Source organism: Rhodococcus sp. P4_F3_2 (assembly GCF_056401335.1).
This window is the reverse complement of sequence record NZ_JBFUJN010000008.1, coordinates 182,087-195,012: the sequence shown is the minus strand read 5'-3', so window position 1 is coordinate 195,012 and position 12,926 is coordinate 182,087. Positions and strand designations below refer to the sequence as shown.

The window sequence follows — 12,926 nt, the reverse complement described above, 5'->3', positions numbered from 1 at the left end:
CCCACTCTGGGTCGTACTCGGTGTCGTCCTCGTCGCCTAGTGCATGAAAAGGTCTTGTACTTGAAAAGTCGGATAGCTCGGGACTATCTCCGCCAACAAGCAAAGCAGTGCCGACAACGCTCGAAACAAGCATCGAGTAAGCGCTCGACTCGGTAAGAGAACCTCTTCCCCGAAAAAAATCGAACCGGTGGAACCGGTCGAACACAGATTTTCTCTTTACCTAAATTCAAGGCAAAATAGACAGCATGCCGAGCCCTGTCATCGCCTCCGAAGGGCACAGTTCTTGGCAAACACTTCACGAATGGTTCAACGAACCACACGACTACGAGTGGATAAAGCACCAGAGATCCGGCCGAGCAATCATTCCGATCTTCCGAACCTTGCTTGGAATGATGACGATCATCTTCGGACTCTCCGCGTTCTACAAATTGATCGGCCCGGATACGCCGCCGACCACACCCGGCAAAGCACTTTCGATTTTCATGATCTGCACGTGTGTGGGGATCGCCGCATGCTGGTTCACACAACCATTTCCCGGACGCCGGGGGTTGCTTGCTTTCGGGATATTCGCAGATCTCGGGATCGCGGCCGCAGTCCTTCTGGTGCCGGATCGCTCGTCCGCGACGTTCGGTTGCACCGTCTTCGCCGTCACCGGAACCTTTGCGACTCTTTTTGTCAGCGCAAGGTGGCTTGTCGCTCATGTCGTTTGGTCGACGACCATCACGACTACCGTTTTTGTTCTTGCCTATCTAGAAGGCGACGTCGATATCACGACGCTTCTGGCCCGTGGCACCGTTCTTTTCGGAGCTGTCACACTCGTTCCCATTTTTGCGCACCTGACCTGGCGCACTCTCTACCGCGATGCCCAGTATTCGGACCGGGATCCCCTCACTGGCCTGTTCAACCGTCGGGGACTGGAGGGGGCAGTCGGCGATCTCTTCGAGAGCACCCGAGACGATTCTTCGTCTCTCGCTTTCGTCGTCGTCGATATCGACAAATTCAAGACGGTCAATGATCTTCACGGTCATGCCGAAGGCGATCATGTCATCAGAAGAACCGCGAACCGATTGAGCACACATCTCGGCGAACACGGAATCATCGCTCGTACGGGCGGAGAAGAATATCTGGCTGTCATTGCCGGTGATCCCGAATCGACAACCCTGTTGATCGAAGGGATAAACGCGGCGCTGTCGGATTGTTCCGACGCGATCCCCACAACGGTGAGCGTCGGAGCTGTGATGATGACCGCCGAATCGAAGGCGTGGAGCGGCGGTGCTTCCGCAATCCTGGCGGCGACAAACGTCGCGGATTCGATGATGTATCAAGCGAAAGCGGCAGGCGGTAATACGATCCGCTCGGCTCAGATCTGATTCACAGCCACGTAAGTGGGTGGACGCTGCGCCCGGTTTCCGTGTCCGTGGCGGCAAGATACACATCGACGCGCTCAGCGGTCAGAGCCTTGCTGATGTGATAGCCCTGGACCAGGTCACACCCGACCCACTGAACGCGGCGGAACTGCTCGATGGTCTCGACGCCCTCGGCCAACGATTTCATACCGAGGGCCGCGGCCAATTCGACAATGGACTTCACCACGGACATCTTCGGATCGTCCGAGTCGGTGACCAGCATGCGATCGATCTTGAGAACGTCGATTGGAAGTCTCTGGAGCGTGGCGAAGGAAGAATAGCCGGTGCCGAAATCGTCGAGCGCGACGGTAACCCCGAGCTCACGCAGCTTGTAGAGATCCCGGATCGCGCGATCGTCCACAACACCTGTCTCGGTGATTTCGAGCTGCAGCAGATGCGGAGCCAAGCCCGAATCCGTCAGAGCTTTCTTCACCATCGCACCGAACTCTCGCGACACCAACTGCACTGGCGAAACGTTGACCGAGACACCGATTCCGGTCGGCCACCCCGCAGCAGCCGCGGTCGCCATCGCCATCGCCTGCGCGCCGAGGGGAATGATCATTCCGGTTTCCTCCGCCACCGAGATGAACTGGCTGGGCCCGATGAGGCCGCGACTGGGATGGTTCCACCGTAGAAGAGCCTCGAAGGCCACCACTTCACCGGTCTGAGTGTCGACCTGAGGCTGATAGTGGAGATCGAACTGCCCTTCCTCGATCCCTCTGTCCAGCTCGTGGAGCGCAGTCGCCCGCGCCGATGCCCTCGCCCGCAGCAGCGGTGAGAACTTGCCTACTCGATTGCGCCCCGTCGACTTCGCTTCGTACAGAGCCAGATCCGCCAGCATCACCAATCCGTCTGCGTCTGTTGAATCCTCGGGCGCGCTGGAGTAACCGATCGTGGCCCGCACTTCTATTCGATTGCCTTCGACGAAGAATGGTTCGTGCAGCACTTCCAGGTACCGATCGAAGATCACTCCGGGATCGTCGCGCGACGACGTGCAGACGATCAGCCCGAATTCGTCGCCGCCCATCCGCGAGCACATGTCCGAACCTACGACCTTGCGCAGGCGTGTCGTGACTTCGAGAAGTAATTGGTCCCCGATCGGATGTCCAAGGGTGTCGTTGACCGATTTGAAATTGTCGAGGTCGAGAATCCCGACGAGAACCTGCTTGTCCGGCGCCCGAGAATTGATCGCTTCCTCGAGCGCCACACCGAACGCACGACGGTTCGGCAACCCGGTCAACGAGTCGGTGGCCGCAAGGCGAAGGATCTCCTGCTCGTGGACATACCTCTCCGTGATGTCGGAACCGACACCGCGCCAACCCAGAATCACACCGGATTCGAGAACCCGCGGATTACCGGAAAGAGACCACCAGCGCCGCCTACCGTCGACATGCACCGGCACGACGGTGTCCCGGAAGGGGGCACTCGATTCGAGTTTGTCGATCATCTGGGCCGCGGCCGCACGTCCCTCCGGACTCGACGCGATCTGGAGTCTGGTGAGGAGTTGCCCGAAGGTGAGTTGCTGCAACTCGTCCACCGTCATACCTGCGACCTCGGCGAGACGTGCCGAGGTGTGGGAGAACCGGCCGTTGGTGTCGCACTCCCACAGCCAGTCGCGGGAACCGCCTTCGAAACCGTCGAGCAACAACGCCACCGTCTGACGCTCGGATTCCGCCTGAAACTCTGCGAGACAACGTCTCTGGAACGAGGCCGACAGATAGACCGCCCCTACGGTGAGCGCAAACATGTAGATGCACAACTGAATCGCAAGTACGCGAAAGTGGGGTTCGGCGTGGACGATGAGAACAGTGAAGACGCCGAGGCCGTGAATGTAGATCCAGGTCAGGCTCACCGATCTCAGACTGGAGAACGTCACGGTCCCGGCGCCCATGATTCCTGCCATCGTCGCGATCAGAACCAAGTCGCGGAAGACGTCCATGTCGTGAAAGAGCAGGGCAAAGAGTGCGACGTCGAGGGTCGCGACAACGATCACTTCGACGAGCAGACCCACGTAGTCGTAGCGCGGTGTGTGCTTCGACGGTCGCCAGCGAAGCGGTATCCATACTCGAATCGAATTCGCGAGGACAAGAAAGATGAGGGCGCCGCCCAACCACCTGAGCGTCTGACGTCCAGGCGGGACGGTGTAGGTCAGAATCACGACCAAACTCGCCATGTACGCAAGATTGGCGAACGGCGCGACGGCCGCAGCCTCGTCGATCTGACGGCGAAACAGGCTGTTGCAGTCGGTCTCCGAAGCAGGATCTTGCCGACTCAATCGACTCAATCGACTCAGACGGTTCATCAGTGAGGCATCCCGACACCAGCGCAGGCGCTATCAGCGGGCGTCGAATCCGCTCGCCTGGCCATCCGAACCTCCCCTGGCTCCCCACCGAACCCTTATCCGGTGAAACGTCAGTGTTTCAGACTCGCTGCTTGTTTCCTTCACAACGGTAGCCATCTGACGAATCGATTGTGCGCAGATCACTATATCCAGAGGTCGTTCCGTCGATCGTCCAGGTCGATCCGCGATTGCTGATTCTTAGCTCGAACCACGTTTGTCGCCGACCGCGACGCGGGGGATTCGAGCGGTCGGGAACAACGCGGCGATTGCGAGCAGCGCTGCCACGGCAAAGGCGACACGCAACGCGTCCAGCCTGGCTTCTTCGTTCACGTCCACGATCGCATCCGCCGTGGACTCGGCGACGCCGGCGTCACTGAGAGCGGATCGGAGTTGCGTCGTCGACAGGAACGGCACGCCCGAGGCCATGTCGGTGCTCGCTTGCTGCTGCACCGATGTCGGAACCGCCGGATTGTCTTCGATTCCGGCGATCGCCGACGTCGTGAGTGTGGCAATGAGAACCGATCCGATCAGGGCAGTTCCCAAGGATGCGCCGAGGTTGGTGGCGGTGTTCTGCAACCCGCCGACCTCGGTGCTGCGTTCGTCCGGGACCGAGGACACCGTGACGGCTCCGAGCTGCGAAGACAGGCACCCCAAGCCGAAACCCATGAACAGCATGGGAATCATCACGATCGCCGCATTGGCGCCGGGGTCCATGCCTGCCACGAGCATCAGAATGCCGACGACCATGACCAACAATCCGACTCGGACCACGCGTCGCGGGTTCGCGGTAGGCCGTAGCTTCGGAATACCGATCGCCGCCACGACGAGCGCCGCCGACAACGGCAGGATGCGAATTCCGGTCTCGAGAGCGCTGAGCTCCAGAACTACGGACAAGAACAAAGGAACCGCGAAGAACACGCCCGCCTGCACCAGAAACTGCGCGAAGAACATCGACAGCCCGCCACTGAGTTCGCGGTTTCGCAGCATCGCCGGATCAAGCAACGGCTCCTTCCCCGCAGCGGCCAGTCGACCTTCCCAGCGTAGGAATCCGTAAACGACAAGGAGCCCGACGATCAGCAGCCACACCACCGGAGACAACCCCACCAGCTGCGGCCCGCCAGGTTTGGCCTGTACCCAACCCCACTCGCTCGAACGCAGCACACCGAAGACGATCATTCCCAGTCCCACCACGGACAGGATCGAACCGAAGTAGTCGAGGCGCGACTTCGACGGTGGGACGTCGACCACCTTGCTGAGCACCAACAAGATCAGGACGACGATCACGACTTCGCCGACGAACACGTAACGCCACGACGCAAATGTCGTCGCCGCGCCGCCGATCAGCGGCCCCACTGCCACGGCTATCGCGCCTGCTGCAGCGACGAGGCCGTAGGCCGCCGGACGCTTCTCCGCCGGGAAGTTGGTGGCGACGAGCGCAACGATCGCGGGCATGATGAGCGCCGCGCCGACGCCTTCGAGGAACGACCAACCGATCAACAGGACCACGAGATTCGGAGCGAGCGCAGTCGTCAGAGAACCAGCGCCGTAGATGACCAAGCCGAGTGCGAAGGCTCGGCGACGGCCCATCATCGAACCGACTTTGCTACCCGTGATCATCAGAGTCGCCATGACCAGGGTGTAGAGCGTGATCGCGGTTTGAATGCCGGTGATGCTCGTGCCGACGTCCTCGGCGACGGTCGCCATCGAAACATTCATGACCGAGCTGTCCAGGGTCATCAGGAACTGGCTGCTCGCCAACACCGTGAGAACCAGCCCTGAACCCGCCTGCGTAGTCGAACCAGCAACCTGTCCGTCACCCATCGTGCGGGTGTACCCGGTGCTCAGGTCTTCGAAGCAGACCGGTCAGTGCTGTTCGAGGCTGTTCGATGCTGTTTGAGTCAGTGCCGTTCGAGTCAGCGCTGTTCGAGTGCGAGTTGATCCGCCCAGGCCGACACGTCGCCGCGTTCCAGAGCGACCGCGAGCAGTTCCGGAAACTTGTCCGGCGTGCACGCAAACGCGGGAATCCCGAGGGCACTCAGCGCCGCTGCATTGTCGTGATCGAACGATGGAGCGCCGTCGTCCGAGAGCGCCAGCAGAACCACAACCTGAACGCCGGCATTCTTCATGGCCGCCATGCGCCGCAGCATCTCGTTCCGAATACCGCCCTCGTAGAGGTCCGAGATCAGAACAAACATCGACTCGGCAGGACGCGAGATCAGCGACTGGCTGTACGCGATTGCGCGGTTGATGTCCGTGCCCCCACCAAGTTGGGTCCCGAACAGGACGTCGACGGGGTCGGACAGTTTGTCCGTCAGATCGACGACGGCGGTGTCGAAAACCACGAGCGAAGTCTTCAGCGCTTGCATCGACGCCAACACCGCGCCGAACACGGACGCGTAGACGACGCTGGACGCCATCGAACCCGATTGGTCGATCGCCAGGACCACGTCGCGCTGCACAGATTTCGACTTGCGGCCGTATCCGACGAGCCGCTCGGGGACGACGGTTCGATACTCCGGCAGGTAGTGCGACAGATTTGCTCGGATGGTTCGGTCCCAGTCGATGTCACGCAACTTCGGATTCGACGTTCTGGCCGAACGATTGAGTGCCCCGGTCACCGCGGCCTTCGTTTTCTGCGCGATTCGCTCTTCGACTTCCTGAACCACCTTGCCGACGACCATTCGAGCAGTGGCCTTGCTGGCCTCCGGCATGACCTGGTTGAGGCTCAGCAGCGTCCCGACCAGATGTACATCGGGCTCGACGGCATCGAGCAGTTCCGGTTCGAGCAGCAACTGCGCCAAACCCAGTCGGTCGATTGCGTCCTTCTGCATCACCTGCACCACCGTGCTGGGAAAGTACGTCCGGATATCGCCGAGCCATCTGGCGACGGACGGCGCCGACGCCCCCAATCCGGCTGAGCGGCGGCGCCCCTTGGTCGGGCCGGACGAGTCGTAGAGCGCTGCGAGAGCTGCATCCATTCGACTGTCGCCCGGTTGGCCCAGCCCTCCCGTCGATTCTTCGGCGGATTCCCCGAGCATCAATCTCCAGCGCCGAAGGCGCTGATCGTCGTCGCTCATACGCGCGCTCCCAGTATCTCGGCAACGACCGCCATTGCCGCTCGGCCGCGTCGAGTATCGGTCTCCACTGTCGTCTCGACGCGTCGTCCACCTCTGACCGCCTGACCGATCGCTCGACGCTCCCCTGCCTCGAAGGCTCCGAACGTGCGTCGAAGCAACGGAAGCGTGTCGATGAAGTCCTGCTCACGAAGTTGGCGGACCCACGTGTCGATCAGCGTGAGCAACGCTCGATCGTGAACGAGCACAAGCCCTCCACCGCCGAGAAACCCGTCGACCCACCCGGCTTTGGCGGTCGGCGCGCTTCCCACGGACAGGGCCCGAGACAAGCGCTGGGCTGCAGCGGTTTCCGTGATCGAACCGCTGTCGCGCAGTAGCCGCACCATCCGTCCGACGAGTAAACCGTTGACGTCGTCACGGTCGATCACGCCGGCCATCGCCTGCAGCCACCGTGCGCTCGCATCGCGATCGTCACGGACCATGACTGCCGAGTGAACCTTGTCGAGGTGATCGCGAAACTCCTCGGCGCTGGGATCGTCCAGTCCGGTGACGGCGACTGCGAGGCCGGTGCAGATCCGGATCAACAAACTGTCGGCGACGTCGATCAACGCCGTCACATCGGTTCCGCGCACATCGCCGTATCGCAGCGTTCGGGTCAGCGCCGGTAGCGCAGCCATCAGATGTGACACGTCATGGTCTAGTGCCGCAACTGTTTTCACACTCTCCAAAACCGCAGACAAAGCTGCCGGGAGGTTTGCGAGCAGTGAGCTCTCCAGTAGTCCGATCAGTGACGCGAGAGTGATGTCCGGCTCGTTGATCTTCGAGACGACACGTGATGCCGCCGCTGCGGCCACCGTCGTACCCCACAGCGACGCCTCGATCACCGAGACCGAGAATTCGGGCTTCCATTGCAGCGCCCAAGTCTCTCGGAAAGTTCCGGTGGAACGGACCTCACTGTCGGCCGGGGTTCCCCAATCGATCTCGAGGATCCCCAGTCGGTGCAGGAACTGGGAACGCTCGACGTCGATATCGCGTCGCAGGTCCAGATCGAGATTCTTGGCTCCCGCTTGTTGTTTGAGCCGCAAAGTCTTCGAACGTGCTCGCAGGTCTGCTTCGAGCGGAACCGTCGGAGTTTCTTCGGGCACCGTGCCCAGGGCTTCGCCCACAACGAGTCTTCGTGTGATCAGATCGAGAAGAACGTCGTTTCCGTCGCACATCACCGACCTCGTAGCCTCGGTAACTTCCGACAATCCGGCCAGCGGGCGAGAACGCAGTGCAGCCAACGTATCTGCCAATCGGACAGCTTCGATGACGTGAGCACTCGAGATCGGAAGGTCCTCGTCCCTGAGCACCCTCGCAACTTTGGTGAGCCACCGCGTGATCGTCTTGTCGTTCGCGGTGAACAGATGGTGATACCAGCCCGGCGAGGTAATTCCGGCTCCGTAACCCGATGCCGACGCCAGGCGTGAATGTGTCCAGGGAACCCAGGTCAGCGAGGTCTTGACCTTGGACATCCCCTTGAGAATGCGGGCGTCGGGTGCCGCAGGCCCCAGGGCTCCGACCAACGCCGGCGCGTGCCAGGCACCGCAGACGACCGCTACCCGCTCGGCGCCATCCTTCAACGTCTTGCGCAGCACCTGCCGCATATATGCTTCGCGATGCGCTGTCTCCTCGTCGATCGGCACTGTCTCACGCAGCGCCTCCATCGCCTCGGTGATCGCATCGAAAGAATCTGCGCCCGAGCTTGATTCGATCACCGAATCCCACCAGCGTTCGGTGTCGTCGAAACCCGCGGCCGCGGCCAGTTCAGACAGAGGATCGCCCTCGCGGACAGTACGAATCCCCTGATCCGCCAACACGTTGAACGCGGGCAGATCGCAGAATCTTGCCTGCACACCGTTCTTCGCAGCCCACTGCAGCGCTTGCCATTCGGGTGAGAACACCGCAAACGGCCAGAAGGCCGCCTTCGACGGTTCGCCAGTGGCGTACGCGAGCAACGCAATCGGCGGTTCCATCGACTCCGATGCCGCCAGCATCACCAACGGGTCTGCATCCGAAGGACCTTCGATCAGGACCACGTCGGGGGAAAACTCGTCCAGGCCCTGCCGAACCGAACGAGCAGATCCCGGGCCGTGGTGACGGATACCGAAGACCCGGACACGCAGGTCCGGAATCACGATGGTCACCCGGTGACCTCGCGGCACGCCCGGTAGAAGTCGGACCACTCGCCGCGTTCACGCACTACTGCCTCGAGGTACTCGTTCCACACAACCTTGTCTGCGACCGGATCCTTGATCACCGAACCCAGGATTCCGGCAGCGACGTCGGATGCCCGCAGTACGCCGTCCCCGAAATGCGCAGACAACGCCAAACCGTTGGTGACCACCGAGATCGCCTCCGCCGTCGACAGAGTTCCGGACGGGGACTTCAACTTGGTGCGGCCGTCGGTGGTCGTGCCTGATCGCAGTTCCCGGAACACGGTGACGACCCGGCGAATTTCCTCGGCTGCTGCGGGGGTTGTCGGCAATTCCAGTGCTGCGCCCAACTGTTCGACTCGGCGTGCCACGATAGCCACCTCGTCCTCCTCGCTGGCCGGCAACGGGAGAACAACTGTGTTGAACCGTCGACGTAGTGCGGACGACAGATCGTTGACACCGCGATCGCGATCGTTGGCGGTAGCGATCAGATTGAAGCCCTTGGCTGCCTGCACCTCGATGCCCAGTTCCGGCACCGGCAACGTCTTCTCGGAGAGAATGGTGATGAGGGCGTCCTGCACGTCGGCCGGAATACGCGTCAACTCTTCGACGCGGGCGATCTTCCCGGTTTCCATCGCGGTCATCACAGGTGACGGCACCAGCGCACCGGCGGTCGGCCCCTCCGAGAGAAGGCGTGCGTAGTTCCAGCCGTAGCGGATAGCTTCCTCGGGTGTACCCGACGTGCCTTGAACCAGGAGCGTCGACGCACCCGAGATTGCAGCCGAAAGGTGTTCGGAGACCCAGGTCTTGGCTGTACCCGGCACGCCCAACAGCAGTAGTGCCCGGTCGGTGGCAAGAGTTGCGACGGCCACTTCCATCAACCGCCGTGGACCGACGTACTTCGGTGAAATGACTGTTCCGTCGTCGAGAGTGCCACCCAACAGATACGTCACCACGGCCCAGGGCGACAAGTTCCACGACGGTGGACGCGGACGGGTGTCCTGCGCGGCCAGTGCTTCGAGTTCGAGTGCGTACTCCTGCTCTGCGTGGGGCCGCATCAGCTTTGCCGGTTCTGTGGTGGGCACGGTTGCGCTGTCAGTCATGTGAGCTCCTCGAGCAGGGTCTTGCGGTGGGTGATGGCGCTGGCAGTTCTGGCGAAGGTCTGCCGCCAGTCCGGGTCACGTGCACGTTCCGCAGCCCGATCGAGCAAAGTTACTGCGCTGTAGGGAAATCGACTCTCGGCTAGGCGTAGCGATGCGCTGTATTTGTAGCGCGAGAATTCGCCGGCCTTGGCGCCCCCATCGGCACGTCTGGCCGCAACTCGTTCCCACTGGGCCACGACTGCCCGGGTGATGTCATCTGGCCATGGACCTGGCAGAGCGTCGTAGATCGCTGCCCGGCCCGGGTGCAGAACATTGGCGTCGCCGTTTCCAGACCTCAACAGGTCAGCCAACGCCTTGGCCGGCACCAACGGGAGTAGGCGTCGATCGGTGGCCGTGCCGCGTATGCGAAAGAGTTCCAGCGCCCATTCCGCATTGTTCTGCGCGACTGCAGCGGTGGACCAAGCGTCGTGAAGGATCGGCTCCCAGCCTTCGTCAACGCTCATCCCCATGACCTTGCCGGGTTCACCGATCATGTTGTTCCACAGAGACAACGGTGCAGAACTGATCGCCTGACGCACATACTCGGCACGATAGTCGGTGTGTGGATTCGGCCGATCTTCGATGCCGTCTCGCCTCGACGCCGCATCGACTTCCTCAGGCGGCAGGATGACCAACGTGGATCGAAGCAGTTTCCGCTCCACCCGCGCCCATTTCTGAACCCGCGCAGCCATTCGCTCCCCGAACTCCGATTCGGGAATACGTCCGAGCACCTCCGCTGCTGCGCGTCGCACGTCCTTGCGACGGTCGTCGAGGGCTTCCTCCAACAATGGTTGATCGTCGGCGCTCGATCCGATTGCCAGAGTCGAGACAAATGCAGCCTTCTGTTCGCCCCGCTCGGTGCCCCACGATTTTCTGAGTTCGGCCAGTGCCAGCGCGGGATCTGTTCGGCGAGTGTCTATCAGCCACTGCGTGCGCTGGGACGAACTTCCGTGACGCCAGACATCCGGATTTGCATCCCTGGTTCGGACGAGCTTGCTCCACTCAGGGTTTTGCGCGGCTAGCCATCGGCCACGCTCGCCGACGATCTGCAGGATGCTCTCCCGGTGAGCTTCGCTCGCACGTGCAAAGGAAAGCAACTCGGCGACCAGATGATCAGGCGCACGGTAGTTGCGCTCCAACGCGACTGCGAACCACTCGTCGAGCAAGGTCGCTTTGGCCGCGAGCATCGACAGCAGGTGCGCCGATGAGGATTCCGGCAGCGTGAATCGCACATCGTCTGGAGCAGGTGTCGGCACCGCCGCCGTGGTGGAGCCCGCACCGCCACGGCGGTACGCCCTCTCCAACGCTGCTGCTGCCAGAAGCATCTCGGCAGGATCGCCGTCGAGTTCGCGGGCGTGGCCCCGCACTTCGGCCGGCAGCTCCTCGAATGTTGTCGAGGTTCTGGCAGTCCCGAGAAGAGCAGCCGAGATCAAAGTGCTCACAGCACGATCACCTGTCCTCCCGTGAAAACCGAGATCGGAGTAAGAGCCAGCGCATTCCACGTTCCGCAGACCGTGACCGGGTAACCGCCGGAAATACCGAGCAACTTCCACAGAAGATCCGAATCACCTTCTGCCCGAAGCGCTGTGCCCGATTCGTCGACGAGAAACCAGGAACCGTCGACGAACGACGGGACCACCGAACTGATCACTGCCGGCCACGAGCGCAACCAGGGATCTGCGGCGAGGGCATCGGTAAACTGCTGCAACGCAGCGTCGATGCTTCCGAACGGCATGGTTGTGAAGGGCTCCGGTTCACCGTGCGTTGCCCCCATCCGCGCCCGCAATGCCGCGGCACCGGGATAGAAATGAACATCGGCATTGAGCAGAAACCCGACTGGCGGCGTTTCGGTGGCGAAGTTGGGTGACCCGTGGGAGAAGTCGAGCAGCATGGCCCACCGTTTCGAATTCCTGCCGAGCATCCACACGGTTCGGGTGAACAGTCGCTTCTCCTCGGTGATCCCGGAACCGAGAATCATCCAGTTCTCTTTCACCGGAATCGATTCCATCACACTCTCGGTTGAGACGGGATAGCCGACGTGCGCTTTCACCGAATAGGCAAGATCTTCCGGCAACTCGGACAGCTTCTGATGCGCAGCGACCAGCAGGTGCAACCGAGCCAACTCGTCGAGGACCTTCTCGGGCCAGTTCTCCGTAGACGCAACGATTCCCGCCAATGCTCGAAGCGTGCCTGCAATACCGGGCGCCTGAGCATCCACCATTCGAGCGGCTACCGCGTCGAAGCCCGCCCAGGATGTGTCCATCGCTGCCAGACCACTGCGGATCTGATCGGTGATCCACAGGTCCAATTCGACGAGCCCGCCCGCAACGCGGTCGGCGCGCTTCTGCGCTGTCGCCGGGTCGGGAGATTTCTTGGGAGCCTCGTCACCGCTTTCGCCGGTGTTCTCGGCCTTCTCCTCGCGGCGCGACAACCACTCTGCCGCGAAGTCGGCCGGCTCGTCCGCCGACGGCACACGCCCTTCCGACCATTCCACCAGCAGCCCCAGAGCATGTTTGCACGGAAACTTTCGACTGGGGCACGAGCACTTGTATGCAGGGCCCCGCAGGTCAACCACTGCTTGATACGGCTTCGAGCCGCTGCCCTGACACAGCCCCCAGAGCGCGAGACCGCTACTGCCGGCATGGCTCCACGAACCAGCCAACTTGCGCGCAGCGGCCAGCGATGCGGCGTCGGGAGCTACCGACGCCACCTGCCCAGCTGTCCACGGCGAAGTCACTCGACCACAGTATGACAACCCGCTGACATCG

Annotated in this window: 8 protein-coding genes; 1 reads left to right on the top strand and 7 read right to left on the bottom strand. The window is 61.8% G+C overall.

The window, feature by feature from the left end:
- Positions 1-245: 245 nt before the first annotated feature.
- A complete protein-coding gene (locus tag AC1DWA_RS11155; protein WP_019745775.1) occupies positions 246-1,370 on the top strand; it encodes a GGDEF domain-containing protein in 1,125 nt (374 codons plus the stop codon).
- 1 nt (position 1,371) lies between these two features.
- On the opposite strand, the gene AC1DWA_RS11150 is transcribed toward AC1DWA_RS11155, so the two are convergent.
- From AC1DWA_RS11150 to AC1DWA_RS11120, 7 genes are all read right to left on the bottom strand, one after another.
- Entirely contained in the window at positions 1,372-3,708 is a 2,337-nt protein-coding gene (locus AC1DWA_RS11150) for a putative bifunctional diguanylate cyclase/phosphodiesterase (RefSeq protein WP_232816841.1), read from the bottom strand.
- 237 nt (positions 3,709-3,945) lie between these two features.
- Complete coding sequence (locus AC1DWA_RS11145; protein ID WP_020971136.1) at positions 3,946-5,568, bottom strand: MFS transporter; 1,623 nt, start codon at positions 5,566-5,568, stop codon at positions 3,946-3,948.
- A gap of 92 nt (positions 5,569-5,660) precedes the next feature.
- Positions 5,661-6,824 carry a VWA domain-containing protein gene (locus AC1DWA_RS11140; protein ID WP_019745778.1) on the bottom strand — a complete coding sequence of 388 codons (1,164 nt, stop codon included), beginning with the start codon at positions 6,822-6,824 and terminating at the stop codon, positions 5,661-5,663.
- Positions 6,821-9,007 carry a DUF5682 family protein gene (locus AC1DWA_RS11135; RefSeq protein ID WP_477846031.1) on the bottom strand — a complete coding sequence of 729 codons (2,187 nt, stop codon included), beginning with the start codon at positions 9,005-9,007 and terminating at the stop codon, positions 6,821-6,823. The genes AC1DWA_RS11140 and AC1DWA_RS11135 overlap by 4 nt, the downstream gene beginning before the upstream one ends.
- The gene (locus AC1DWA_RS11130) at positions 9,004-10,119 is read right to left on the bottom strand and encodes an ATP-binding protein (protein WP_020971138.1); all 1,116 of its coding nucleotides are present in this window, start codon (positions 10,117-10,119) and stop codon (positions 9,004-9,006) included. The genes AC1DWA_RS11135 and AC1DWA_RS11130 overlap by 4 nt, the downstream gene beginning before the upstream one ends.
- The gene (locus AC1DWA_RS11125) at positions 10,116-11,600 is read right to left on the bottom strand and encodes a DUF5691 domain-containing protein (RefSeq protein ID WP_029256522.1); all 1,485 of its coding nucleotides are present in this window, start codon (positions 11,598-11,600) and stop codon (positions 10,116-10,118) included. The genes AC1DWA_RS11130 and AC1DWA_RS11125 overlap by 4 nt, the downstream gene beginning before the upstream one ends.
- Complete coding sequence (locus tag AC1DWA_RS11120; RefSeq protein WP_046379485.1) at positions 11,597-12,895, bottom strand: SWIM zinc finger family protein; 1,299 nt, start codon at positions 12,893-12,895, stop codon at positions 11,597-11,599. The genes AC1DWA_RS11125 and AC1DWA_RS11120 overlap by 4 nt, the downstream gene beginning before the upstream one ends.
- Positions 12,896-12,926 lie beyond the last annotated feature (31 nt).